Genomic DNA, 24,438 nt, shown 5'->3' on the forward strand with positions numbered 1-24,438 from the left:
TGAGGCGATCGCTTGCTGGCAGCTTTGGCAACAAAGCGATCGGTGAGTTCGCAATGCTGGAACACGTCCTTTAGACTCTGCAGTTAAGTTAGCGGACTACCATCTGACGAATGCCCTCTGACAGTCTGCATGGCGCGGCATGCCCTCTTAGGAATGCAGCCGTGGTTCTACACCATCGGCTGTTTTTGTGTCGAAGGCGACGGGCACGCCATGAACGAAGGAAGCGGCCGCCAACAGTTCCTCCAACTCGCGGTCGGTGGCCTTGCATGCCGGCATTAGTGTTCGGATGGCGCGGATCGCCTGCGCCATGGAGAGAAAGCGGACCCTTCCCCTGGAAAGGACATAGGCTTCTGCGGCTTTTTCGACGGTGACGGTGTGAAACGAATTGGTCATGACGAATTCCTCCCTGAACCCTGACCAACCCGACTTATGGCACGAATTCGACCGCCTTCAAGCCTATGTCCGATTGCGGACAATAGCTGCGATTCGTTCAAAACCGCTGATGCTTTTGGGCGACCTGGTGAGGGGCAAGGAGACGTCGGCTGAACCCGTTTCAACCGACATGCTTCAGGCAGCGGCCAGGCCGAAATAACGCTGCTCCTCCTTGTCATAAGCGCCATGTGTGAGCTTTATCAATCCGGCACGGTCGATGATCGTGATCTCGCCGCGCTTGGCGTGCACCAGTCCTCGATACTCAAGCATTTGCAGGGCCGTGGTGACCCCGGGCGGTGGGCGCGAGCATGGTCGCCAGAAATTCATGCGTCGGGAGGATCTTATCTCCTTCCGCACGGTCGTGGACCATCAGCTGCCAGCGGGCCAGCCGTTCTTCGATCTTGGAGTGGCCATTGACCAGTGCCGTCCGGCATGATTGGACGAGGAACGCGTGGGCATAATCCAGCACTGAGGTGCGAAGCGACGGGCTAATCGCAGGGCGAAGGTTTTCAACCGGCAGGCGCCAGGTAGTGCTTTCCTTTCCGAGAATGACGGCAATTCCTTTCATCCCGTCATAGCCGACAATGCCGACTTCACCTTGCCGCCCGCCGGTCATGGTGGCGACCACCGACGCGATGCCCCTCTCGGGAAAATATACGTTCTTGATCGGCTGATGCGCGACCTCCAACTGGTCCTTGATGCCCGGTTCGACGTGATGCAGCGATGGTCGCAAAAGCGCGAAGTCCTGCGGGGTGAGGGCTTCAGCACCTGGTCGCGAAAGAGGGATCGGGCAAGGCTCTCTTCCAACGGGGCAAGAGCGCGTACGTCTTACTGTCGGCTGCACCGAAGTAAATGCCGGCCGATGCCAAAGCATAGGCTTCGAAACGCGCGATTGCAAAGCCCTGTCGGGGCAGTGCAGTCATGCTAGAAGTCGCGCCGCCTACGATAGGCAGCGGATGACATGATTCCCTTCTGCGGCGGCCACCAAGAACGGCTCGGGCACGCTTTAATCGTTCATACACAAGCTCGCAGGAATGTAAGCAGCGGAACAATCGGGTGATTCGTACCGCCCTGCCCTTTCAGAGATCAAGTCATTGGACGTCAATTCGGCTGGAACGCCTCGTCGAACGGCCCAGGAAAATGCAGCCGGATGAGCAATGGTGGTTCACCTTATGTGCGGTCCCGGATATGCGGTCCGGCGGCTCATCTCCCAATAGCTTGTCGATGGGGAAGTGGAACTCGTCATGTCGCCGCGAACCGTCACCGCGCTAGCGGGGCTCTTTTGAAGACGCCGGTGTTTTTCTTTGTGGAACTGAATCTGTGAGGTGATTGATGCATGAATCAAACATTTGCGTATTTCCGCTGCATCGGCGACGTATATTGGTCGAAAGTATCGCCCAGGCCCTCGAGACCAAGAACGGCGAGGCGGCGAGTGCGTTCTGGCGCTGTGCTGCCAAGAAAATGCTCATTCAATTGTCCGATGTAGGAATTGCGCCAGAGCTCGCTGCGCAGGAGGTTGGAAGCCTTCTTCATGCGGTCTTGGACGACATGGCCAACCGAACGGTAATGCACAAAGCATAGGCTCGGGCGCTGTTGGACCGCGCGTCAGCTCGGGTCCTTATCAGGGGACTGCTCCGACTGGCCGACGGTCCGGCCAAACCGGCATACCGGCAAAGGTTTGAGGTTGCGATCGCTCACGGCGGCCGGTCCAATATTCTAAGACGACCTCAGAAGCCACGTTGGCTTCTTTGGACGAAGCGGAGGGGCGCCATTTTGGCGTGCTCACGCTGGACTGCGGGTTGCGCCTACGGAAATCCAAAGTCCGGCCGCGCGAGCCAATCGACCGGAACAGTCGAAAGCTCGTGGGGGCGGGTCCGCTCACCCTCACGGCGGCGGTGGCGGCCGTGAGCAGACTTAACTCAAGTCACGGCTGAGCATCCGCAGGCGCTATGCCGATTGGATGAGAACTGGTTGCCACAACACCGGCCCGTTGAGGCGTCCCCTCCAGCGGATGCGCAAGAGACTGGCGTAGGAAATATCGAGGAAGCCGGCGACTGCCTCGGTGTTGCCGACCTGCTTGGGCTGTCCGATACGTGACAACGGCCAGGTGGCGAGACGAAGGATCCTTTCGATGCGCGTATCTGTCACCGTTACGATCCCGGAGAGATTGTTGGCCAAGCCGAATTCGATGATCCCCGCGAAGAGCTCGTAGGTTGCTTGGGCCAGGCCGCCAGCTGCCTTCGGCGCTGTCGCAGGGAGATCGAGCGCGAAACGACTACTCTCCCAGATATCGGCACTCGCAGGGACCACCATCTCATCCAGCAGCGTCGGAAACGTATCGCGCAACATTGTCGGTCCGGTGGTCGGCAAAAGGCGGACGCAGCCGCAAGTTCGCCAATCGGACCCCTTGAGAAGCAGGTAGACGGGGTTCAGGCTGTCAAACGGGTCCGTTTCCATTTCGCCTTCGGTCTGCACTTCCCAATCGAGCCGCTTCTTGAAAACCCGATACCTAAGTCCGTGCATTTCCTTGAGTTCGCTCGCAAACTCGGCGTAGCAGTCGGGTGTTATCAGCTGCATCATTGTCGTCTCCGTGCGGGATGTGTCCACGCAATCGAAGGGCAAAGCCGTCATGAATGCAGCCTGTAGACCTTTACAGCTAGACTTGGAGAGGATCAGGATCTCGCCCGAGCAGCCATCCGCACTACGGCCTGGTTGATGGTTCGCACGCCAAGCTTCGCCTTGGCGTTTTCCTGATGGAAGGTCACGGTGCGTTTCGAGACACCGAGAATCTGGCTGATATCCCAGGCCGACTTGCCGCACGCCGCCCATTTCAGGCACTCGAACTCCCGCCGGGTGAGCGTTATGCCATCTACCACGCAATCTTCGGCGAGCCTGCGCCGGGCATGGATATGAACGTTGATCGCAACCAGTTGCATTGCTTTTTCGTAGCGCGTCAGCGACCTCAGAAATGGCGGATGCGCCTCGTTGGAGGCGAAGGTCAGTGCGGCGAACCGGCCGCGATGATCATGCATCGACATGGTCAGTCCGCCGCGAATGCCGAACTCAGCTGCTTTTTCCAGGACTTCCTGCTGAGAGGTCGGCAAATAACGGTGATCGCGGTCCACACCCCAGTCGAAGGTATCCCAGCCCCGCAGTCCCCGCAGGATCACGGGATCCACGCTGTGGTAGCGCTGTTGCAGGTAATGTGATGTCCATGATGATGGATAATTCGAGATCAATCGCGGCCTGTCGCCGGAAGCGGATGGGTAGGTGAAATAAGCGAAGAGCGGAAAGTCGAACCCGGCTGCGGCGGACGCCATTGCCTCATGGAGATCGACGGCATCGACGCTTGCAGAGAGTTGCTCGACCAAGGTTTCAAATACGCGATGCATCTGCGCTTAGCGTACCTCGCGGAGGTTGCTGGAAGCCGACGGAGACGTGGTTCTAAATGATGGCCTGTCCCTGCAGGGCATACGACGCGCCGCCGTCATCACCGCAATTGCTGTGCTGCTTCCGATTGGAGAGAGCTCCGCCCACCTGACCAACTACCGATGGGTGATATTGCGACGTTATCGATGAGCCGCGTGTCGCCAAGCCAAGCCGCAGCAAGCAAGCGTGCCGGTCGGTCAAGGCTTGCTAACGATTGCAGGTCTGTTTCTCCGCGCAGCTCCAGGTATTCGAGCTCGCGATAGCCGGCAGCCAGAATTGCTGCACGCGCTTCATCAAGCGTAGGCAGGATGGGGGAGCCGCGTGCAAGCCGCTCGGCCGTATCGAGCAGGACCGATGCTAGTTTTGGGGCAATGGCGCGTTGGGCTGGGGAGAGCCGCACGTTACGCGACGATAGCGCAAGACCATCGGCTTCGCGGACTGTCGGACAGGGCACAATAGTGATCGGAATGTCGAGATCCCGGACCAAGCGCCTGACAAGCTGAAGTTGCTGAAAATCCTTTTCGCCAAAAAAGGCGAAGTCAGCGCCGGCCTGCAGGAAGAGCTTGGCCACGACCGTCGCCACGCCATTGAAATGGCCGGGCCGGAATGCGCCGCAAAGGCATTCGCTGATGCCGGACACTGAAACGGCCGTGGCGAAGCCCACCTGGTACATTTCCTCTGTGTCCGGCACATAGAGCAGATGCGTGCCCAGCAGAGCGAGCTTGGCAGCATCGTCGCTTTCCGTCCGAGGGTAGGCAATCAGGTCGGCGGGGCTGTTGAACTGCTTGGGGTTTACGAACAGCGTCACGATCACCCGCTCGGCCCTTTCGAGCGCCTTCCGCACGAGGCTCAGATGCCCGTCGTGCAAGGCTCCCATGGTCGGCACAATACCGATCGTGGCACCCGAGCGACGCCATTGCGCAACGACGCCGCGCAGCTCGCTCACGGTTCGAGCGATCGGCACGCTCATGTGAAGTCACCGGCCTTCAAGGCGTTGACATAGAGATGTTCGACCGCCGGAAAGTGCCGGTTCCGCACATCGGTGGCGTAAGCGGCGATTGCCGCCTCAGCCTGCTCACCGAGCTCGGCATAGCGTTTGACGAACTTCGGCCGAAATGAGGTGAAGAGCCCGAGCATATCGTGGCTCACCAGAATCTGGCCGTCGCAAGCTGGCGAGGCACCGATGCCGATTGTGGGTATGTCGATATCGGCGGTTATCTGCCGTGCAAGCTGCTCCGGTATCTTTTCCAGCACCAAGGAGAAGGCGCCCGCTTCGGTTACCGCCCTGGCGTCGCGCCTGATCCGCTCTGCATCGGCTCCCCGGCCCTGCACACGATAGCCTCCAAACGTGTTTACCGCCTGCGGCGTCAGGCCCACATGGGCCATGACAGGTACGCCGCGCGCGGTAAGGAAGCGGATGGTTTCCGAGATGGTCTCGCCGCCCTCGATCTTTACCGCTGAACAACCGGTCTCACCCATCACGCGCGCAGCGTTGCCGAAAGCGTGCTCTGGGCTTTCCTCGTAGGAACCGAAGGGCAGGTCGACGACCATCAGCGCGTGTTCAAGGCCGCGGCGAACGGCCTGTCCGTGCATGATCATCATGTCGAGCGTGACCCCCAGCGTCGACGACAGGCCGTGCAGCACCATGCCGACGCTGTCGCCGACAAGAACGATGTCGCAGTGGCGATCGAGCAGCCTCGCGACCGGCGTGGTGTAGGCCGTCAAGCATACAAGTGGCGTCTGGCCTTTTCGCGATCGAATATCTGGAGGAGTCATCCCTTTTATCTCACCAGCCGCGCTCAACCGAGGCCCCTTCCCTTACGTTACCAACAGCGGGTGTCGCGTTTGGCATATTTTTGTGCGACTGCGAAGAGCTAAAAACAGCGCTTGAGTACTCTGGTGTTGACGTGCTGGCTTCCAAGGTTACATTCAATCGATTAAGGCGCTCCGTTGGGCCAACCCGCTTTCGCAAACATGGATCCTCAGACAAGAAGAACCAAGAAAGGCAAAGCCGCCGTCAAAGCTGACGAAGCCAAAGTGGACCTGACTGCCGTCGTGGTCGCCGTAAACGACAGTGAGCCCTGTGTCCTCACAGTCGGTCATGCGGACACCCTCCCTTCTGGACCTTTTGCCCTTGAGCATCGATCACTGCAGTCGGGTTTGAGGGGGTGGGTGGAGCAGCAGACCGGCCATGCACTTGGATACATCGAGCAACTCTACACCTTCGCCGATCGCGATCGCATCGGCACTGAGCGCCACCAGCGCGTCATCTCAATCAGCTATCTCGCATTGACCAGGAAGGAACAGGCAACGAACTCGGCCGCGTGCGGCTGGCAAAGTTGGTACGAATATTTTCCCTGGGAGGACCACCGCTTCGGCACGCCGCCTGTGCTGCTCGATAGATTGCGGCCCCGCCTGATTGAGTGGGCCGGCGGCGCCAGCGAGCCGACCACTCAACGCGAGCGCCGGCAGCGCGCTGCGATAGCCTTCGGCTTCGACGACCGCCATTGGAACGAGGAACTCACGCTCCAACGCTACGAGTTGCTCTATGAAGCTGGTCTGATTGAGGAGGCCGGTGGCGGCAGGGACGCGATTGCGGCCGCGGCTGGCAAACCAATGGTCGCTGACCACCGTCGTATTCTGGCAACCGGGATCGCGCGGCTGCGTTCGAAGATCAAATACCGGCCGGTCGTGTTCGAGCTTATGCGGCCTTCCTTCACGCTGCTGCAACTGCAGCGAACCGTGGAAGCTTTGGCTGGCAGGCTGATCAACAAGCCGAACTTCCGGAGATTGGTCGAGCAGCAGGAACTTGTTGAGGAGACCGGGGAGACCTCCCTCGACACGGGCGGCCGACCGGCGAAGCTTTATCGCTTCCGGCATGCCGTCCTCGACGACAGGGCTATCGCCGGGACAAAATTACCGCTGGCGCGGGCTTGACATACTTATAGTCAAGGTAGATATATTCCCTTATTGTCAAACCGAATATAATCGAGGCGCCAATGACTGGGGCGTTACCTATGGCTGCGTCCCTGTATGAGCGTGTCCGGCGGGTGATCCCACCCGTTGAATGGCTCGCGTTCGCCGGCGATATTGAAGCCATCTTAGCGCTGAAGCGTGAGCGCAATGCGGTGGTGCTGGCGCACAATTACCAGACGCCCGAAATTTTTCATTGCGTGGCAGACATCGTCGGCGACAGCCTGGCGTTGGCCCACAAGGCGGTGACGGTCGACGCCGACATCATCGTGGTTGCCGGCGTTCATTTCATGGCCGAGACGGCAAAACTGCTCAATCCGAACAAGACCGTGCTCATCCCGGATCTCCGCGCCGGCTGCTCGCTGGCCGAATCGATCACGGCAAACGACGTGCGGCTAATGCGGCTGCGGTATCCGGGGGTCCCCGTTGTTACTTACGTCAACACTTCCGCCGCCGTAAAAGCGGAGTCCGACATCTGCTGCACGTCCGGCAACGCCAAGGCGGTGGTGGAATCGCTTGGCGTGGCGCGTGTGCTGATGCTCCCGGACGAATATCTGGCGAGGAACGTGGCAGCCGATACAGACGTCGAGATCATCGCCTGGAAAGGCCATTGCGAGGTGCATGAGCGCTTCACCGCAGCAGACATCCGGGAACTGCGCGATGCCCATCCAGGCGTCATCGTGCTGGCCCATCCAGAATGCCCACCAGACGTTGTCGCGGAGGCGGAGTTCTCCGGCTCGACCGCGGCGATGTCGGATTATGTCGAGCGTGAGAAACCGACGCGTGTCGTCCTTCTGACCGAATGTTCGATGAGCGACAACGTCGCGGTCGCGCATCCCGACGTCGAGTTCGTTCGCCCATGCAATCTGTGCCCGCACATGAAGCGCATCAACCTGGCCAACATTCGCGCCGCACTCGAGCAGAACCGGCATGAGGTCCGGATTGATCCCGAAATTGCCGGCCCCGCCCGCCGCGCGGTCGAGCGCATGCTTTCCCTATGAGTCTGGAGGTTCGCGACATCGCCGGGGCGCCGGTCGTCATCGGCGGCGGCATTGCCGGCCTGATGACGGCGCTTCATCTGGCGCCGGAACCGGTCGTGCTTTTGACCAACGCGCCGCTTGGAACCGGAGCCTGCAGTGAACTTGCCCAGGGCGGTCTTGCGGCAAGTCTCGGGGGCGACGACGGCCCAGATTTTCACCTTTGCGACACGATAGCTGCCGGCGACGGACTCTGCGATGAGGCCACGGTGCGGCGAGTGGTACGAGCTGCACCCGAAGCGATTAGGACGATCCAAAGGTTCGGCGTCGACTTCGACCAGCACCCTGACCGCGCGTTGCGACTTGGGCTCGAGGCGGCACACTCGCGACGGCGAATTGTGCATGCAGCCGGCGACGCCACCGGTCGCGAGTTGGTGCGCGCGCTCGTCGCCGCGGTTCGGCGTACAGCCTCGATCACCATTATCGAAAATGTGGAGGTCCGCCGGCTGGTCGTGCAGGACGGGTCGGTCATCGCCGTGGTCGCAGCAGGACGAGCCGGCGCGCTCGCTCTGCCCACGCGTCGCGCGGTGCTGGCGACCGGCGGCGTCGGCGGGCTGTTTTGCGACACGACAAACCCCGCTGGCTCATGGGGTCACGGGCTGGCGCTCGCCGCATGGGCGGGGGCGGAACTCGCCGACTTGGAATTCATACAGTTCCATCCAACTGCGCTCGACGGTCCGCGCCGGCCGATGCCGCTGGTGAGCGAAGCCGTGCGTGGCGAAGGCGCGGTGCTCATCGATGAGCGAGGAGAGCGCTTCCTCGCCGACACACCTGGCGGTGAACTTGCGCCTCGCGACGTCGTAGCGCGCGCCATTTGGCACCAGCTTGCCGTTGGACGCCGCGTATTCCTGGACGCACGGCAAAGTCTCGGCCCGAGATTTGGCAAGCGTTTTCCAGGCATCGCCGAATTGTGCCGGAGCGCAGGAATCGACCCCGCGACCGACCTGATCCCGGTGCGCCCGGCGGCACATTATCACATGGGCGGCGTCGCCGTAGACAGCGCCGGCCGCAGCTCCATCGAGGGATTGTGGGCCTGCGGTGAGGTGGCCTGTACCGGCCTGCACGGCGCCAACCGCCTGGCCAGCAACTCGCTCACCGAAGCGGCGGTCACCGCGAGCTGGGTTGCCGAAAGCGTTGCCGGCACGTCGTATACCCGGCGACCGCGCAGATGCTCCACATTCGTCCCTCCACGACCAGACGCTTCCGTGGTCCGCCCGATTGTCTCCGCCGCCCTGGGTATCATCCGCGACGGCGAGGCAATGCGCGAAGCGGTGGCGACCCTGCTGCCGATCGCAGCCAATAGTGTCGCTGCCTCTGGTCCGGCTTTGGTCTCACTGATGATCGCCGCGGCGGCCCTGAGGCGGGAAGAGAGTCGAGGCGCGCACTGTCGGTCCGATTTCCCGCTCCACGATGCCAACGTGCGCCCATCACGGCTGACACTGCACAGCGCAATGCGGGCCGCGGCCGCACTCGATTGCCGGGCTACCATACGGAGCACTTGATATGACTTCATTCTCCCCCCTCCCCGCGACCCTGATCGAACCGATTGTGCGCGTTGCGCTCCTCGAAGACCTGGGCAGATCCGGCGACCTGACCACCGATGCGGTTATCCCGTATGATTGCACTGCCACGTTGGTGCTCAAAGCGAGGCAGGCGGGCGTCGTTGCCGGGCTCGATCTGGTCTCGTATGCCTTCCTTCTCGTGGAACCGGCGATCAACATCCAGATCTGGCGCCCTGATGGCAGCGAGGTTGGGGCCGGGGAAACCATTGCAAGATTGTCCGGACCCGCACGAGGCCTGCTCACGGCCGAACGCACGGCCCTCAATTTCTTATGCCGGCTGAGCGGCATTGCCACTGCCACAGCGGCCATGGTTGAGGCCGTGCGCGGTCACAAGGCGAGGATTGTATCGACGCGAAAGACGACGCCCGGGCTGCGGGCATTGGAGAAATACGCCGTGCGCGTCGGCGGCGGTGCCAATCACCGGTTCGGCCTCGATGACGGCGTGCTCATAAAGGACAACCACATCGCGATCGCCGGCGATATCCGCACAGCAATAGAGCGGGCGCGCGCCGCAGCAGGGCATATGGTGAAGGTCGAGGTCGAGGTCGACACGCTGAAGCAGCTCGATGCAGCGCTCGCGATTGGTGTTGACGCGGTGCTGCTCGACAATATGTCGGTCGAGGATCTTGCCCGCGCGGTTTCTATAGTGGATGGCCGTACGATCACCGAGGCGTCCGGTCGGGTGATGCCGAAAACGGCGGCGGCGATTGCGGCGACCGGTGTCGATCTCATCTCCATGGGTTGGCTGACGCACAGCGCCCCGATCCTCGACATCGGCCTGGACATGCCGGACCACCAGAACATCTGCAAGCACTTGAACTGAGGATTACGGCGTGAGGAGCAACATCAGCTCGGCAGGCGTAGGAGGTGCTGGAAAGACGTGCCGCAGCTCGCCTTTAGCGAGTGCGCCCCAAAGCCAAGAAGGCGTACCGGACTAGCAAACAAAGGTTTGACGATGACGATTGGAATGAACTCGGAGTTCGACGTGAACCAGACCATGCAATCGGTCGATGGAACGCCTCCGCGATGGAACCGCAAAGAGGCCGAGGCCATCTACGGCATGCCATTCAACGATCTGCTGTTCCTAGCTCAGACGATCCACCGCCAGAACTTCGATCGAAACCGAGTGCAGCTGTCGCGGCTCCTTAGCATCAAGACCGGCGGGTGCCCCGAAGATTGCGGCTATTGCAGCCAGTCTGCGCATTACGAAACCGGTGTGAAGGCGTCGAAGCTGGTGGACGTCAAGCATGTCATCGACGAAGCGGCCATGGCGCGTGATGGCGGCGCAACGCGCTATTGCATGGGCGCGGCGTGGCGAAGTCCCAAGGAGCGCGACATGGAGGTTGTGGTCGCCATGATTGAGGGCGTCAAGGCCCTCGGCATGGAGACCTGCATGACGCTCGGCATGCTCGATCTTGAGCAAGCTGCTCGCCTGAAGCAGGCCGGTCTCGACTACTATAACCACAACATCGATACCTCTGAGCGCTACTATGGCGAGGTTATTTCAACCAGGACTTTTGCCGACCGGCTGGAAACGCTTGGGCACGTGCGCGCGGTTGGGATGAAAGTCTGCTGCGGCGGCATTGTCGGGATGGGAGAAGAAAAGACCGATCGCATCGACATGCTGGTCACGCTCGCGAACCTGCCCGAGCCGCCGGAAAGCGTGCCGATCAACATGCTTATTCCCATCGAAGGCACGCCGCTTGCCGCGGCCGACGCCATCGATCCGATCGATTTCGTCCGCATCGTTGCGCTCGCGCGGGTGATGATGCCGAAATCCTATGTAAGGCTGTCCGCCGGCAGGACGGCGATGAGCGACGAAACGCAGGCGCTGTGCTTCTTTGCCGGGGCCAATTCGATCTTTGTCGGCGACACGCTGCTGACGGCGGGAAATCCCGGCGAGGACAAGGATACCCTTCTGTTCCGGCGCCTCGGCATTGAGCCTATGGAACTCGCCACGCAATGAAGGAGGCAATTCTTGCCCGCTATGACGCAACCTTGCGGGGACTGGGGCGCAAGGACCGGTTGCGGACGCTCGCACCGCGCGCCGGGCTCGACTTCTCGTCGAACGACTATATCGGACTTGCCGCCTCCAAAAGACTGGGCGATGCGGTTTCGACGGCGATTGCGCGGGGCACGCCAGTGGGCGCCACCGGATCGCGGCTGTTGCGCGGCAATGCACCGGAACATGAGCAACTGGAGGCGGACGCAGCGGCATTTTTCGGAGCCGAGCGTGCACTGTTCTTCGGCAGCGGCTATATCGCCAACTTCGCTCTGCTGACGGCCCTGCCGCAGAAAGGCGACCTGCTGGTCCTCGACGAGCTCGCTCATGCCAGCATGCATGAGGGTGCCCAGGCCGGGCGCGCTGAGTTCAAGCTGGCCGCGCACAACGACGTCGACGCTGTCGAGGACGCAATCACCCGCTGGCGCGCCGAAGGCGGCATGGGGCGGGTGTGGATCGCCTTCGAAAGCCTTTACAGCATGGATGGCGACCGTGCGCCGATGGAGAGCCTGGTCGCGCTGGCTGATCGGTACCAGGCATTCATCGTCGTCGATGAAGCGCATGCCACCGGCGTCTGGGGACCGGACGGCCGGGGACTGGCCGCCGCGTATGAAGGCCGCGACAACATCGTCACGCTCCACACATGCGGCAAGGCGCTTGGCGCATCCGGCGCGCTCGTTACCGGACCGCGAACACTGTGCGACTATCTTATCAACCGGTGCCGGCCATTCATCTATGCGACCGCACCATCGCCGCTGATGGCAGTCGCGGCACGTGAGGCGCTGACTATTCTGTCTGACGAGCCTATGCGTCGTGCTCAGTTGCACGAGCGTGTCGCTTTCGCGAGCCGGCAATTGGCCGAACGCTGCGGCGTGATGCCCAGCGGTTCGCAGATCCAGCCGCTTGTGATCGGCGATAACAGCCGCACCATGGCGGTGGCGGCAGGACTGCAGGCACGCGGCTTCGACATACGCGGCATTCGCCCGCCGACAGTGCCTGAGGGTACGTCGCGCCTGCGCATTTCGCTGACTCTCAACGTCGACGAAGCCGACATTTCCGCCATGGTCGAGGCTCTCGTCGGAGTGTTGGCCACAGCATGACCAAACGCATCGTCGTCACCGGAACAGACACTGGAATTGGCAAGACAGTGTTTTCGGCCGGACTTGCCGGGCTGCTCGACGGCTTCTACTGGAAGCCGGTGCAATCGGGCCTCAACGAGGAGACCGACAGCGAGGTCGTCGCCCGGCTTTCCGGCTTGCCCGACGGACGCGTGCTGCCCGAAGTCTATCGACTGACGATGCCGCTGTCGCCGCATCGATCAGCCGAAATCGACGGCGTCGCGATCGAGGCCGACGATCTTTCATTTCCGGTCCTGCCGACACCGCTCGTCATCGAAGGCGCCGGCGGGCTGATGGTGCCGCTCAATCGACAGACAAGGTTCATTGACATATTCGAACAATGGCGGCTGCCGGTCATACTGTGCGCCCGCACCGCGCTTGGCACCATCAATCATACGCTGTTGTCGATCGAGGCCCTGAGAGCCCGCTCCATCCCGCTCATCGGCATTGCCTTCATTGGCGAAGAGGTGGCCGATACACAAAGGACAATCGTGGAATTCGGCGGCGTGCCGCAGCTGGGCAGGCTGCCGCACCTCGGTCCGCTGACGGGTGAAACGTTGAGAGATGCAATGATTTCCGGCTTCGACCTGGCCATGATTGCCGGAGGCGACTGATGGCGGAGTCTCGAGTCTGGCATCCGTTCACGCAGCACGCGCTAGAGCCCTCGGTCCCTGAAATCGTGCTGACTGAAGGCGCCTATCTCCACAAGGCCGACGGCTTCCGCATCCTCGATGCGATTTCTTCCTGGTGGGTCGTCACCCATGGCCATCGCCACCCCCGCATCATGAAGGCCATCGAGACGACCGCGTCGAGCCTCGACCAGATCATCTTCGCGGGCTTCACCCACGAGCCGGCCGAACGGCTGGCCGAGGCGCTTATCGGCATCGCACCCGCCGGCCTCGACCGGGTGTTCTATTCCGACAGTGGCTCCACCTCAGTCGAAGTCGCGCTGAAGATGGCGCTCGGCTATTTCCGCAACATCGGCGCGCCGCGTTCGCGCATCGCCGTCATGGAGCACAGCTATCATGGCGACACGATCGGGGCGATGAGCGTCGGCGCCCGCGGCGTCTTCAACGCCGCCTATGATCCTTTGCTGTTCGAGGTCGACGCCATCCCCTTCCCGGCCGCCGGGCGCGAGCAGGAAACGCTGGATCGGTTCGAGGCCGTTAGCCGCGACCGGCGCGCAGCCGCGCTGATCGTCGAGCCGCTGGTGCTTGGCGCCGGCGGCATGCTGATGTATCCGGCCTGGGTTCTTGCCGAATTGAAGAGGATCGCCGAAGCCTCCGGCACGCTGCTGATCGCCGATGAAGTGATGACCGGCTGGGGGCGCACCGGAACCATGTTTGCCTGCGAACAGGCGTCCGTCTCGCCCGACATCTTGTGCACCTCGAAAGGTCTGACCGGTGGTACCATCCCGCTGGCCGCCACGATCGCCACCGATGCCATCTTCCACGCTCACTTTTCGGAGGATCGCAAGAAGACGTTTTTCCATTCGAGCTCCTACACCGCCAATCCGATCGCCTGCGCGGCAGCACTTGCCAATGTCGAGATCTGGCGTGACGAGCCGGTGGCCGAGCGGATCGCGGTCTTGAGCGCGAGGCAGGCCGCCGGGCTGCAACGCTTCCGGGTCAATCCATATTTCACCGACTGCCGGACAACCGGCACCATCGCGGCACTCGACCTACGCACCGGCTCAGCCGGTTATCTGGCCGAGATCGGGCCAAAACTGCGCGCTTTTTTCCTTGAGCGGGGGCTACTTGTGCGCCCGCTCGGCAATGTCCTCTATCTTCTACCGCCCTATTGCATCACCAGCGACGAATTGGGCGGGCTCTATGACGCGATAGAGGAGGCCGGCGAACGCTTCGGCTCGCGGCCATGAACCTATCGTCGCGCGTTCTCGGCTTCGGCCATCATGCGCCGGCGCGCAAGGTCGAGAACCCGGAAATCGAAGACCGGCTCGGGCTTGAGCCCGGCTGGATCGAGCGGCGCACCGGAATTCGCTCGCGCTTCTGGGCAACAGACGAAGACACGCTGTCGGGCCTTGCCGCCTCTGCCGGCGACATGGCGCTGACCAATGCCGGTATCGACCGCGGCGACGTCGGTCTACTCTTGCTCGCCACGTCGACGCCCGATCACCTTCTGCCGCCAAGCGCGCCGCTGGTCGCACATCGGCTGGGGCTAGGCCGCGCCGGAGCGATCGACCTGACCGGCGCCTGCGCCGGCTTCATCTATGCGCTGATGTTCGCCGACGGGTTCACCCGCCTGCACGGCAAAGCGAGCCTTGTCATCGCCGCCAACATCCTCAGCCACCGCATCAATTTGGCCGAGCGCGCCAGCGCCGTGCTGTTTGCCGATGCCGCCGGCGCCATGGTGATCAGTCCTTGCGATGACCCGGATCGAGGCATTCTCGGCGCTTCGGTGGATTCCGACGGCTCGCGCTACGGGCTAATCCAGATTCCCGCCGGGGGAAGCAACACTCCGTTCCATGCCGACCTCGACCTCGCGCAGACACGGATGACGATCACTGACGGCCGTGAAGTATTCAGCAAGGCCGTGGAGATGATGACCGCCTGCTCGAGAGATGCGCTCACTGCTGCCCGACTGAGGCCGCAAGACCTCGATCGTTTCGTGCCGCATCAGGCCAATGCGCGCATTTTCGACGCGGTCGGCAGGAACCTCGGCATCGCTGATCACTCGATCGTCAAGACGATCGCCGAATATGGCAACTCTTCCGCCGCGACGATCCCGCTCTCATTGTCGCTGGCCCATCGGGCGCAGCCGTTTCGGCCTGGCGAGAAAGTCCTCTTGGCGGCAGCGGGTGCGGGTCTCAGCGGCGGCGCGCTTGTGGTGGGAATTTAGCAAAGCAATGCTTGCGCACAGGACTGCTCATGAATGAGACTATGAGAATGGCTCAATACGTAAATAGTCGCCGGCAAGCTCCATAGAGCTGGGTTCCGTGCGGTGCTCCGCGATGTCTAAGTATCGACCCGCTTGCTCAAATCGCAGCGCTCATCGAAGGCCAGCAATACCTCATGCAGAGCGAAAATCCTCAACCGCCCGTTTCAAAGACGCTCGCCCCATTTCGAAACAAGGTGTTTCGCTCAATTTGGGCGGCCACCCAGATTTCCAGCCTCGGTTGGCTAGTGCAAACGGTCGCCATCAGTTGGCTTATGGCAACGATTTCAGCGTCCGACCTCATGGTGGCACTCGTCCAGGCCGCATCCACATTGCCGGTGTTCTTCCTCTCAGTTTTCGCCGGAGCCATTGCCGACAACTTCAGCCGCCGGTGGGTGATGTTTGCGGGACACTGCCTGATAGCATCGGCGTCGACGACGCTGATGATTTCTGTGGGTCTGGGATTTGTCAGTCCTTGGCTGATTCTCGGGTTAGGTTTCCTGGCCGGCTGCGGCTTTGCCTTGAATGATCCGGCTTGGCACGCTTCGGTCGGCGATATCCTTCACAAACGCGACATTCCGGCCGCAGTGACGCTTATGTCCGTCGGATACAACATTGTGCGCAGCGTTGGTCCGGCCTTGGGGGGCGTGATCCTGGCCGTCTTTGGGCCGCTGGCCGCTTTCGCCTTGGCTGCGGTGAGTGATCTGGCGCCCATAAGCGCGATATGGCGCACCAAATGGGAGGTCCGCTCTTCGCCTCTCCCTCGTGAGAGAATGACGACGGCAATTCATGACGGAGTGCGCTTTACTGCGATGTCTTTGGAGATCAGGGCAGCGACCGCCCGAGCCGCTCTTTTCGGATTGGCAAGCATCTCCATTCTGGCGTTGCTCCCCCTCGTCGTCCGGGATCAGTTGAAGAGTGGGCCAATTGTCTACGGTATCTTATTGGCCGGCTTCGGCATGGGTGCTTTCATCGCGGGCATGGGCAACGGCTTCTTGAGGAAGGTCACGTCTCAAAACAGGCTGGTGGCCTTCGCCTCTGTGGCTTGTGCAGTCTGTTGCCTCTCCCTTGCCCTTACATCGTCGATTCCTGTGGCGGCCATTTCGCTGGCGCTCGGCGGAGCGGGTTGGCTTATCACCTGGACGGGCATTGACGTGTCGGTGCAGTTGGCAAGCCCAAGGTGGGTTGTAGGCCGCACGCTCTCCATTTACTACGCCTTGAGCGCAGGCGGTATGGCTGCTGGCAGCTGGATCTGGGGTTCTGTCGCGCAAAACTATTCCTTGACCTTAGCATTGGAGGGCGCCGCAGGCGCTCTGTTGCTGGTTGCAGCAGCGGGGATCGTGTTGCCGGTCCGTCCCTGGGAAGAAACCGATCAAGAAAGTTCAGTTTTTCATCCGCCGGACGTGGCTCTCGATCTGAAACCCAGAAGTGGCCCTATCGTGGCCAAGGTCGAGTATTTGATATCGGAGGAAAATATCGAGGCCTTTCTGGGCTCCATGCGCACGCGGCGACACGTCCAGAGCCGTGCCGGTGCACGAAACTGGACGCTCCAGCGAAATCTGCAAACACCGTCACTTTGGACGGAGACATTCCGCACCCCCACCTGGATGGACTTTCTCCGCCTAAATCATCGACTCACCGCAGCAGATAAGGAAGTCGCCCAGCATCTCCTGTCACTGCATGAAGGAGAGGTGCCTCCGCAGACAGTGCTTTCGATTGAACGGACGACCGAGGCAATTCGTACCCGTACCTCGACAATCTTTTCTCGTCCTCCAAGATGACGCCATCAAGCTGCTGTCCAGGGACAGGGTGGATCACCGGTGCTTTGCAGAGCACAGCCTCACACCGAGAGCAGCGTGCTCCGGGTTGTGCGCTTTCGCGCGCACCCAGGCGAGATGATGGTGAACGCGGCGTCAAGTGGAAGTCCCCTGCATACGCTTGCGGAGTCTTCTGCGAGAGCCCATGCCGACGAGCGCCAAACAAGGTTTGATGCCTTTCGGCGTCGTGGCCTCAACTCATCGATTCGCGAGAAAAGCATCGAATGCAGCAGCAACGGCGCGAACAACAAAGCGGTGCTCCGGCCGCACGCGGATGAAGCCGTTTTCGACGTCCAGGATCCCCTCCTCAGCCAGCGTCACCAAACTCTCAACTGAATCGAGAAAACGAGCTGGTTCGATTTCGTGGGCGGCACAGATGGTCGGCACGTCGGCCTCCAAATCGCACATCAGTCGCTCGATGATCGCTGCGCGCACCCGGTCATCGTCGGTCAGACGGTGACCCTTTGATGTCGCCAGACGTCCACTTGCGATGTGCCGGGCGTAAGAATCCCGTGTTACTTCGTTCTGAACATACCCCTCGCGGACTCGGCCAATAGCCGACGCGCCTGAGCCGATCACGTTTTGCAAGTATCGGCCGAGTATCCCAGCGAATTACGCCGTAGGCGCGCCCGGTCTTCTGCGCTAGCGCGAGTTCGTCGTCCGGCGGAGCGAAATGATCGAGCCCGATCTCCCGGTAGCCAGCGCCAACCAGTGTCTCGGCGACAGCTGCAGCCTGTTCGGCGCGAAGATCGCCGTCCGGTAGACCTGCCTGCTCGATAGGCGCTGGTTCTTTATCACGGAAGGAATATGCGCGTATCCGAACACCGCAAGCCGGTTGGGGCGCATGGCGACCGCAGCCATCGCGGTCTGGATGCAGGACTGCACAGTCTGTTTCGGTAGACCGAAGATGAGGTCGAAGTTGATATGGCCAACGCCATGCCGGCGGAGATTTTGGACTGCAGCGGCCGTCTGCACCTTACTCTGGATCCGATTGATCGCCTTTGCACATCGGGATCAAAGCTCTGCACGCCGATGCTCGCGCGGTTGACACCGTTAGCTGCCAAGGCTTCGGCCATTTCCGGTGTGAACGTTCGGGGATCGATCTCCACGGTGATCGCAGCAGTTTTGCTGAAAGCGAAGTGGCGGCGTAGAAATTCCATCAGCGCCAAGTGCTCGGCTGGCCCGATAAGGTGAGGCGTTCCGCGCCGAAATGCACATCGCTCACCGGCAGCCCTTGCCGCACTTGCTCCGACACCAAACTGATCTCCTGACGCAGCACCGCTAAATAATTAAGGATCGGGCCGTTGCGACGGATGACCGCGGTAGGGAAGCCGCAATACCAGCACATGGATCGGCAAAACGGAATGTGGAAATAGAGCGACACCGATTCGTCGGCCGGGAGGCCCCCCAGCCATTCCTCATAATCGTCAGCACCAACTGCCGCAGAGAAGTCTGGCACAGTCGGATAGATGGTATACCAAGGCGGCCGGGGGTCCCGGTACTTTGTCAGGATTGAGGTGTGCAAGGAGCTGTCATCCCACGTCGCTGATCCATCATTCTTTCGTTGCGCGCTCGTCCTGGTCTCTGACCTAAGTCAGTGCGTCCCGCTTATGTCGCAGTCTCGTTTGGACAGGATGGGGTCAACCACGCCGGGGAGCGCGCGTGCCATGGTTGCGCCTGAGGTGATGGTGCGGTGCCGCATTCAACGTCTGAGTAGTACGTGACGCCAGTGCAGTGTGCTTGAGGCGTCTGCGGAAGAACTTTGCAATGCGAAATTCATGTCCGACGCAACGGACCTGTCAAGCCTCGTTCAGACGCCATCCAGGTCCAGCCAGCGGCCTTCCCTGCCGGCCGAAAAACCATACCGGCTTTAGCCACCGAGACGCTCTAAAGCTGACGTCGGCTCATTTGATGAAAGGAGGACGCCGCTAGGGGGTGCACAAGGTTCCCCGGCTTGACGTCGCTTCGAGCGAAGAGCGGCGGTGTGGCTTGTCGTCAAGCGCCGGGCAGCGTGCCCCCTACCGATATCCCGAAAAGATCGACCAAGATGGCCATGCCGACGCCACACGCGGTCTGGATGAGGCCGACCATGAAAATGCGATTGGCGCGTTCGTAGATGGGGCGCCGCAAGGAACTCATGTCGAGCAGCATGGACAGCGCTCTCATCTGCAGTGCGATGCCGAGCAGGATCGGCACTACGGCGAACAGATCGTAGAGTTGCCATGGCAAGGGGTTCGCGGCCCAATGAGTGAGGAAGCCGAGCGAAAAGGCAAGCAGGATACCCACGGCAGTGATTGTGCCGTTGCGGAAAATGGTCTCGATCGGTTCTTCCTTCGGATCGTGCTCGTCCAAGCGGCTTCCTTTCGTTGCTCTTTCCGTCGAGACTAAGTTCTCGAGAATGCTGTTCATCGCCAATTACTCGAGGCGAGCCGTAGGCAGCCGTTTCAGGGTGCGCTCCCTCTCGCTTCCGGCCGCGCAATGTACCTGCACGGCGAACTTACAGCGGCGAAAAGGTGCTGCGGCCACCATGCGACGCCTCGGACGCGCACGCCCTCTGTTCCTGGCGCAGCCCTTGCGGAGCGTACGCGCAGTGATCCTTCTCGGTAGCGCATGGCGCGGCCTCCGTTGCGGTCAGACGGGAAGCCGTCGCTGTTAAACGAGACTGTCACATATCGAACATGGCGAACCGTGTCGCACATTGCTTTTCGCAGTGACCCTCAAAAAAAGTGATTCCAGCGAGACGAAGGCGCGTCGGCCCGATTTTGGTGTCGGCCGCATTTACGCTTCAGGTTGGCATGTCGCTTGCTGCTCTATTTCGGAGAGCTGCAGCGGTCCGACCGGAGTGTTTCACATGTAAACGATAATGAATCTCCTAACAGAAAACACTATTATAAGTACATGTGGCTTTTACGCTGGCTCACCTCTCGTGTCAAGCGCTTTGGCGTCCACATATTGGAGACAACACGCACAAAATTTAGAGGAAAAGCTTGCTCTTTCGCCTCTATCCTTTTTATTCCTTCATGGAGATCTAGACATGTACATCAAGAGTCCTCTTCTCGGCTTAACTGCTCTGATGACCGTTTCCGTCGGTCGAGCAGCTGGCGCCGAGCGGGAACCGGCCGAGTACATCAAGATCTGCGACGTCCTCGGCTCGGGATATTCCTATATTCCCAACACCGAGACCTGCCTGCGCATCGGCGGCTATGTCCGTTACGATATCGGCCTGGGTGACGTCCGATCGTATGACAGCGCAAGAACCTCGGACGTGAGAACTGGCGAGGACCAAGGCACTTGGCGAAACAGCACACGCTTCACGTTCAAAACTTGGACCGGCCAGCAGACCGAGCTCGGCGCGTTGACGACCTATACCGAAACCCACGTGAATTTTGGCAACAGCGCTAACTCGCATGACAGTCCTCAGAACTATGATTTCAACAGCGGCCTCGCACTGGCTTCTGCCTGGGTCGAGCTGGGAGGCCTGCGAGTTGGCAAGGAGGGGTCGGCCTTCGATACGTTTGTAAGCTACGCTGGCGACGTTCTCGATAGTATGCTCGTTCCGTCGGCCGGCTTCGACACCAACGTGGCTCAGTACCACTTCGACGCCGGCAACGGCATTTCGACTGTGATTTCGCTCGAACAAGGATCGGGCTCAGCCGGTACTATCGACAGCTATATTCCGCACGTTGTCGCCGGCTTGAAATACACGCAAGGCTGGGGCTCGATCACCGGCGTCGCGGCTTATGACAGCAATTACGAAGCTTTTGCCGGCAAGATCCGCGTCGACGTCGCTGTCACAAACCAGCTGTCGCTGTTTGGACTCTTCGGCTACGGTTCCAATGCCAGTCTCAACGAGGACTCAAACGGCGCAATTGCCAATCATGGGCGCGGCTCGTACAAAATCTGGAACGGCCAGTGGGCTTTCTGGGCGGGCGCCACCTACGAGTTTGACGAGAAAACTTCGTTCAACCTTCAGGTCTCGGGTGATCAGCTCAAGGATGCTGGTGTGGCTGCAAACGTCGCCTACATGGTCGTTCCCGGCTTCACGGTCACAGCCGAGGTCGATTACGACCACTACGGCAACTCTGGCCTCGGCCCTGCCGAGCCTACCGCCGTCAAGGGCACGAGCAAGCCGAACAGCGTCGGCGGCATTCTCCGCTTACAAGGCTCATTTTGAAATCTCTCCAGTCGCGAGCATGGCAAAGGCACTTGCCTCGACAACGCACGCATGGAGAGCTTCGTTCGCCATCTTGAAGTCTGCATCGACCGTCCACGGCCCATCGTACCAACTAGAAACTGAAAGTTATGAGCCCTGTGTACTACACCTAGCCCTTGACCTGCCCGATGAACCGGCCAGGGGCCGTCAGTTCAAATTCGGGGCCGCTTAGAGGGCAGTGTGAGGCCGTGTTAGGTAAGCGCCACTGCAATGTCGAGGCCGCGACACGCCTGTCGCTTTGGACGGCTGGAATTGCCCTTCGCGGCGCCATTCATTCTCTCAACATTTACGTGATAATGCACGCTGAGTCCGAGCCGCGTGGCAGCACCCATCCTAGGTCACTATCGGGGGGCCTTAAACCTGAACAGCTCCATCGTCGCGGCTGCTGCGGAAGCAGGAGCTATCACTGGGACCCGTACTGGTGCTTGTCAGCCGCTGAGCCGCTACTTCGTCTTAGGAAGAGCATTGTCCTTGCCAAAAGCCGGCCAGTATTTCGAGATTGCCAGTGTGGCGCCGGCTGAAGAGAAATGACCATAGTCGAAATATAAAAACTCTCCTCTATCGGAATAGGCGCAGCGTCCTGCGCTGCACAGGAATTTCAGCGGATCGATGAATGTGGCGCCTTTGGTAAATGAGCGCACACGTTCGTTGATGTCGGGGTCCATCGCGATCGGCCAGGACGTATCGTCCAGATTTTGGCGCTTGGCGAAGAACGCAATTTTCCGGACGTCAGTTGGGAACTGCGGAGACTGGCCGATGACAAACACGCGCACGCCCAGGGCACGAAGCGTAGCGATTGTTTGCTGAAGACCGTCGAAACCTCTGACCTCATAGTCACTCCATCTACCGCTGAGGATAACCGTCTTGATGTCCGCTTCCAAGATGACGTCCAAGGCCTTGCGATTGAACCGGACACAATCAAGACGATCGTAAGGGTAGTAATAGAGTATCGGCGCGCAGCTGGCGTACGTATATTCAACGATGTTCGCCTGCAATCGATTTATGTTAGCACCCAAGCCGGAAACATAGTGCGCGGCGAAGGAGTCGCCCCACAAAAAAACCGTTGTTGGAAAACCGCTGGTGCGCGTGCAATCCTCCATATTCCAGCTTTCGATCCGGCTGGTGCCCTCGTTGAAACAGATGCCATTCCTCCAGTCCCCGACGGAAATGCGCCGCTGGACATAGTCCGGAAACCGTTGCGGAAAGCCATTGCCGAGCGCCCCCGCCGCTCCGCCGGCACAAAGGACAACGATCGCGAGCGCTGAAAAGGCGAAGATAGGCCCCGGGGAGGTGAAGGCCCTCTTCTGTCGAAACGGCTGCTCTACAAACTTCCAGGAGAATGCAGCCAATGCGAGGCTTGCCACCAACATCGCACCGGTCATCAACGGATCGAGTTTTTGGAACGAAAGATAGTGCGCGAACGCATTGAGAGGCCAGTGAACAAGATACAACGAATACGAGATGAGCCCAATCCAGACCAGCGGCCGGACTTCGAGCATGCGGGTGGCGACCGTCGAGGGGGTATTTTGGCCAACATAGATCAGAAGGGCCGTTCCGATGCATGGATACAAGGCGTTGTAGCCTGGGAACGGATCACTCGCCGAAATCGCGAAGAACCCGATGGCGAGAAGGCCAAATCCGGCCACCCCCACCGACTCCATCAGGAATCGGTTGCCCAGCGGCGAGGGGCATTTGAGCATGAGCAGGGCGCCCAACATGAGTTCCCAGATTCGGGTCGGCAGCAGATAGAATCCGGCGGTGGGTGCCAGCGATGTCGCCATCACCGCCACTACGAAGCTGCAGAGAATTATCGGAAGAAGTGTCGTCAGCCAGCGCTTCCCGATGTAGCGATAGATTAGGAACATCAGGATTGGTGCGAAGATGTAGTACTGCTCCGCTACGGAAAGCGGCCAAGTGTGCAACAGTGGTAGAAGCGCGGCATCGATAGAGAAGTAACTTGACGTTTTCCAGAAGAAAACGTTCGACCAGAAGGTCGAGGTAGCTATGATGCTAAGACTGAATCCGCGCAGATCCGGTGGCAGAAGAATGAACAATGCTGCAATGCAGGTGAGAAGCATCACAAAGACGAGCGCCGGCAGAATGCGCCGGGCACGGCGCCAGTAGAAGTTGACGATGGAAAATTGGCCGCGTTCAAGGTCATCCAGGAGGCTTCCGCTGGTTAGGTAGCCGGAGATGACGAAGAAGATATCGACCCCGCTAAAGCCACCCGGGATCGCCGAAATTCCGAAATGAAAGAGTACGACCGGAAGTACAGCAACGGCCCTAAGGCCCTCGATATAGCGCCTATATTGCATCCAGCGGTTCCTTTTATTTTAGATCAGGACGCGATTGGAAGCTTTCAATCTCCGGTAGGAGTGCTGCCGAGATAAGGGCGGTATCAGCCACCTTTATCCGTCCCGAATGTTCTGTAAGTTGCAACTGGTACAGAAGCACGATCGCCATCGCCGGCCTTGACGGCCTGATTGTCGAGCAGATCGCGCGGATCGTTGACCATCACGGCCAGGTTATGTCCTGTCGAACAACCAAGCGGCTGTTTGAAGGATTCTTCATTGGGTAAGGCACCATATGAGGGACAGACCGGCGGACGGGCGTGATAGACAATCGCCTCAATTCGCACTGAGCCGGCGTCGTGTTGATCGCGCAATTGAATGTTGTCTTCTTCGATTGCCAACTGCCTGGCCTGATGGGCTACCCCTGCGCTGAGCTGGGGCGAACCGCTGATGAGGAGGTGGATGGCATCGAACCGGCCGCGACTGGCCTTGTCTAGGAAAACACGCAAACGCTGCCGTTCGGAAGCGCGCAGGCTTTGCAACGTCAGGACGGTGGTCTCCTCTCGGACAAGCATTGGTGCCGATGGTTCGACATCAACTGGCGTAGTGCTTGTGCAGCCACTTACGCTTGGTGCCAGAGCGACAAAGAGGATTATAAAACGCAACATC

Annotated in this window: 22 protein-coding genes and 1 pseudogene; 12 read left to right on the forward strand and 11 right to left on the reverse strand. The window is 60.3% G+C overall.

The window, feature by feature from the left end; all coding sequences use genetic code 11:
* Positions 1 to 147: 147 nt before the first annotated feature.
* The 3 genes from EJ068_RS12020 to EJ068_RS12025 form a co-directional block, all read right to left on the reverse strand.
* On the reverse strand, positions 148 to 393 hold the full coding sequence (locus EJ068_RS12020) for a hypothetical protein (protein WP_063169243.1): 246 nt from the start codon (positions 391 to 393) through the stop codon (positions 148 to 150).
* Between the two features lie 174 nt (positions 394 to 567).
* Positions 568 to 702, reverse strand: coding sequence for a hypothetical protein (locus EJ068_RS33635; RefSeq protein ID WP_256754986.1), 135 nt, complete (start codon positions 700 to 702; stop codon positions 568 to 570).
* Positions 695 to 1,165 (reverse strand): hypothetical protein, encoded by a 471-nt coding sequence (locus tag EJ068_RS12025; protein WP_245454734.1) that lies wholly within the window; start codon positions 1,163 to 1,165, stop codon positions 695 to 697. The genes EJ068_RS33635 and EJ068_RS12025 overlap by 8 nt, the downstream gene beginning before the upstream one ends.
* A gap of 599 nt (positions 1,166 to 1,764) precedes the next feature.
* Here EJ068_RS12025 and EJ068_RS33205 point away from each other — a divergent pair.
* The gene (locus tag EJ068_RS33205; protein WP_063169245.1) at positions 1,765 to 2,013 is read left to right on the forward strand and encodes a DUF6074 family protein; all 249 of its coding nucleotides are present in this window, start codon (positions 1,765 to 1,767) and stop codon (positions 2,011 to 2,013) included.
* A gap of 366 nt (positions 2,014 to 2,379) precedes the next feature.
* On the opposite strand, the gene EJ068_RS12035 is transcribed toward EJ068_RS33205, so the two are convergent.
* The 4 genes from EJ068_RS12035 to panB all read right to left on the reverse strand — a co-directional run bounded on the left by EJ068_RS12035 (position 2,380) and on the right by panB (position 5,664).
* The gene (locus tag EJ068_RS12035; RefSeq protein ID WP_126057769.1) at positions 2,380 to 3,012 is read right to left on the reverse strand and encodes an acyl-homoserine-lactone synthase; all 633 of its coding nucleotides are present in this window, start codon (positions 3,010 to 3,012) and stop codon (positions 2,380 to 2,382) included.
* A 92-nt stretch (positions 3,013 to 3,104) separates the two neighbouring features.
* Complete coding sequence (locus EJ068_RS12040) at positions 3,105 to 3,824, reverse strand: LuxR family transcriptional regulator (RefSeq protein WP_126057768.1); 720 nt, start codon at positions 3,822 to 3,824, stop codon at positions 3,105 to 3,107.
* Between the two features lie 98 nt (positions 3,825 to 3,922).
* Positions 3,923 to 4,831, reverse strand: coding sequence for a pantoate--beta-alanine ligase (gene panC / locus EJ068_RS12045; RefSeq protein WP_024505565.1), 909 nt, complete (start codon positions 4,829 to 4,831; stop codon positions 3,923 to 3,925).
* Complete coding sequence (panB, locus tag EJ068_RS12050) at positions 4,828 to 5,664, reverse strand: 3-methyl-2-oxobutanoate hydroxymethyltransferase (protein WP_126063927.1); 837 nt, start codon at positions 5,662 to 5,664, stop codon at positions 4,828 to 4,830. The genes panC and panB overlap by 4 nt, the downstream gene beginning before the upstream one ends.
* Before the next feature lie 171 nt (positions 5,665 to 5,835).
* Between panB and EJ068_RS12055 the strand changes: the two genes are divergently transcribed.
* The 10 genes from EJ068_RS12055 (at position 5,836) to EJ068_RS12100 (ending at position 17,229) form a co-directional block, all read left to right on the forward strand.
* Positions 5,836 to 6,798, forward strand: coding sequence for a hypothetical protein (locus EJ068_RS12055; protein ID WP_126063926.1), 963 nt, complete (start codon positions 5,836 to 5,838; stop codon positions 6,796 to 6,798).
* A gap of 62 nt (positions 6,799 to 6,860) precedes the next feature.
* On the forward strand, positions 6,861 to 7,835 hold the full coding sequence (gene nadA / locus EJ068_RS12060; RefSeq protein WP_126063925.1) for a quinolinate synthase NadA: 975 nt from the start codon (positions 6,861 to 6,863) through the stop codon (positions 7,833 to 7,835).
* Positions 7,832 to 9,373 carry an L-aspartate oxidase gene (locus EJ068_RS12065; protein WP_024505569.1) on the forward strand — a complete coding sequence of 514 codons (1,542 nt, stop codon included), beginning with the start codon at positions 7,832 to 7,834 and terminating at the stop codon, positions 9,371 to 9,373. Before nadA ends, EJ068_RS12065 begins: the two co-directional genes overlap by 4 nt.
* 1 nt (position 9,374) lies before the next feature.
* Positions 9,375 to 10,256: a carboxylating nicotinate-nucleotide diphosphorylase gene (gene nadC / locus EJ068_RS12070; RefSeq protein WP_024505570.1), complete on the forward strand. Its 882-nt coding sequence runs from the start codon at positions 9,375 to 9,377 to the stop codon at positions 10,254 to 10,256.
* 174 nt (positions 10,257 to 10,430) lie between these two features.
* Positions 10,431 to 11,399, forward strand: coding sequence for a biotin synthase BioB (gene bioB, locus EJ068_RS12075; protein WP_245454882.1), 969 nt, complete (start codon positions 10,431 to 10,433; stop codon positions 11,397 to 11,399).
* The gene (locus tag EJ068_RS12080) at positions 11,396 to 12,535 is read left to right on the forward strand and encodes an 8-amino-7-oxononanoate synthase (RefSeq protein WP_024505572.1); all 1,140 of its coding nucleotides are present in this window, start codon (positions 11,396 to 11,398) and stop codon (positions 12,533 to 12,535) included. The genes bioB and EJ068_RS12080 overlap by 4 nt, the downstream gene beginning before the upstream one ends.
* Positions 12,532 to 13,167 carry a dethiobiotin synthase gene (gene bioD / locus EJ068_RS12085; RefSeq protein WP_063169254.1) on the forward strand — a complete coding sequence of 212 codons (636 nt, stop codon included), beginning with the start codon at positions 12,532 to 12,534 and terminating at the stop codon, positions 13,165 to 13,167. The genes EJ068_RS12080 and bioD overlap by 4 nt, the downstream gene beginning before the upstream one ends.
* Positions 13,167 to 14,432 (forward strand): adenosylmethionine--8-amino-7-oxononanoate transaminase, encoded by a 1,266-nt coding sequence (locus EJ068_RS12090; protein ID WP_126080683.1) that lies wholly within the window; start codon positions 13,167 to 13,169, stop codon positions 14,430 to 14,432. The genes bioD and EJ068_RS12090 overlap by 1 nt, the downstream gene beginning before the upstream one ends.
* Positions 14,429 to 15,412 carry a beta-ketoacyl-ACP synthase III gene (locus tag EJ068_RS12095; RefSeq protein WP_126063924.1) on the forward strand — a complete coding sequence of 328 codons (984 nt, stop codon included), beginning with the start codon at positions 14,429 to 14,431 and terminating at the stop codon, positions 15,410 to 15,412. Before EJ068_RS12090 ends, EJ068_RS12095 begins: the two co-directional genes overlap by 4 nt.
* A gap of 173 nt (positions 15,413 to 15,585) precedes the next feature.
* Positions 15,586 to 17,229 (forward strand): MFS transporter, encoded by a 1,644-nt coding sequence (locus EJ068_RS12100; protein WP_126063923.1) that lies wholly within the window; start codon positions 15,586 to 15,588, stop codon positions 17,227 to 17,229.
* A gap of 234 nt (positions 17,230 to 17,463) precedes the next feature.
* Here EJ068_RS12100 and hemN read toward each other — a convergent pair.
* Positions 17,464 to 18,790, reverse strand: a pseudogene (hemN, locus tag EJ068_RS12105) (oxygen-independent coproporphyrinogen III oxidase).
* 470 nt (positions 18,791 to 19,260) lie between these two features.
* Positions 19,261 to 19,617 (reverse strand): hypothetical protein, encoded by a 357-nt coding sequence (locus EJ068_RS12110; protein ID WP_024505577.1) that lies wholly within the window; start codon positions 19,615 to 19,617, stop codon positions 19,261 to 19,263.
* A gap of 682 nt (positions 19,618 to 20,299) precedes the next feature.
* Between EJ068_RS12110 and EJ068_RS12115 the strand changes: the two genes are divergently transcribed.
* Positions 20,300 to 21,439 (forward strand): porin, encoded by a 1,140-nt coding sequence (locus EJ068_RS12115; RefSeq protein WP_126063922.1) that lies wholly within the window; start codon positions 20,300 to 20,302, stop codon positions 21,437 to 21,439.
* Positions 21,440 to 21,921: 482 nt separating this feature from the next.
* Here EJ068_RS12115 and EJ068_RS12120 read toward each other — a convergent pair whose 3' ends face one another.
* Both EJ068_RS12120 and EJ068_RS12125 read right to left on the reverse strand, forming a co-directional pair.
* The gene (locus EJ068_RS12120) at positions 21,922 to 23,793 is read right to left on the reverse strand and encodes an acyltransferase family protein (RefSeq protein WP_126080682.1); all 1,872 of its coding nucleotides are present in this window, start codon (positions 23,791 to 23,793) and stop codon (positions 21,922 to 21,924) included.
* Between the two features lie 83 nt (positions 23,794 to 23,876).
* Positions 23,877 to 24,437: a CpaD family pilus assembly lipoprotein gene (locus EJ068_RS12125; RefSeq protein WP_063169261.1), complete on the reverse strand. Its 561-nt coding sequence runs from the start codon at positions 24,435 to 24,437 to the stop codon at positions 23,877 to 23,879.
* Position 24,438 lies beyond the last annotated feature (1 nt).

It is taken from the genome of Mesorhizobium sp. M2A.F.Ca.ET.043.02.1.1, assembly GCF_003952405.1.
GTDB lineage: Bacteria > Pseudomonadota > Alphaproteobacteria > Rhizobiales > Rhizobiaceae > Mesorhizobium.

Coding starts and splice junctions, on each gene's coding strand:
- EJ068_RS12125 (WP_063169261.1), bottom strand. CDS start 24,437: ATGTTGCGTTTTATAATCCTCTTTGTCGCTCTGGCACCAAGCGTAAGT.
- EJ068_RS12095 (WP_126063924.1), top strand. CDS start 14,429: ATGAACCTATCGTCGCGCGTTCTCGGCTTCGGCCATCATGCGCCGGCG.
- nadA (WP_126063925.1), top strand. CDS start 6,861: ATGACTGGGGCGTTACCTATGGCTGCGTCCCTGTATGAGCGTGTCCGG.
- EJ068_RS33635 (WP_256754986.1), bottom strand. CDS start 702: ATGCTTGAGTATCGAGGACTGGTGCACGCCAAGCGCGGCGAGATCACG.
- bioB (WP_245454882.1), top strand. CDS start 10,431: ATGCAATCGGTCGATGGAACGCCTCCGCGATGGAACCGCAAAGAGGCC.
- panC (WP_024505565.1), bottom strand. CDS start 4,831: ATGAGCGTGCCGATCGCTCGAACCGTGAGCGAGCTGCGCGGCGTCGTT.
- nadC (WP_024505570.1), top strand. CDS start 9,375: ATGACTTCATTCTCCCCCCTCCCCGCGACCCTGATCGAACCGATTGTG.
- EJ068_RS12035 (WP_126057769.1), bottom strand. CDS start 3,012: ATGATGCAGCTGATAACACCCGACTGCTACGCCGAGTTTGCGAGCGAA.
- EJ068_RS12040 (WP_126057768.1), bottom strand. CDS start 3,824: ATGCATCGCGTATTTGAAACCTTGGTCGAGCAACTCTCTGCAAGCGTC.
- EJ068_RS12115 (WP_126063922.1), top strand. CDS start 20,300: ATGTACATCAAGAGTCCTCTTCTCGGCTTAACTGCTCTGATGACCGTT.
- EJ068_RS12120 (WP_126080682.1), bottom strand. CDS start 23,793: ATGCAATATAGGCGCTATATCGAGGGCCTTAGGGCCGTTGCTGTACTT.
- EJ068_RS12020 (WP_063169243.1), bottom strand. CDS start 393: ATGACCAATTCGTTTCACACCGTCACCGTCGAAAAAGCCGCAGAAGCC.
- EJ068_RS12100 (WP_126063923.1), top strand. CDS start 15,586: ATGCAGAGCGAAAATCCTCAACCGCCCGTTTCAAAGACGCTCGCCCCA.
- EJ068_RS12090 (WP_126080683.1), top strand. CDS start 13,167: ATGGCGGAGTCTCGAGTCTGGCATCCGTTCACGCAGCACGCGCTAGAG.
- EJ068_RS12065 (WP_024505569.1), top strand. CDS start 7,832: ATGAGTCTGGAGGTTCGCGACATCGCCGGGGCGCCGGTCGTCATCGGC.
- EJ068_RS12080 (WP_024505572.1), top strand. CDS start 11,396: ATGAAGGAGGCAATTCTTGCCCGCTATGACGCAACCTTGCGGGGACTG.
- EJ068_RS33205 (WP_063169245.1), top strand. CDS start 1,765: ATGCATGAATCAAACATTTGCGTATTTCCGCTGCATCGGCGACGTATA.
- bioD (WP_063169254.1), top strand. CDS start 12,532: ATGACCAAACGCATCGTCGTCACCGGAACAGACACTGGAATTGGCAAG.
- EJ068_RS12055 (WP_126063926.1), top strand. CDS start 5,836: ATGGATCCTCAGACAAGAAGAACCAAGAAAGGCAAAGCCGCCGTCAAA.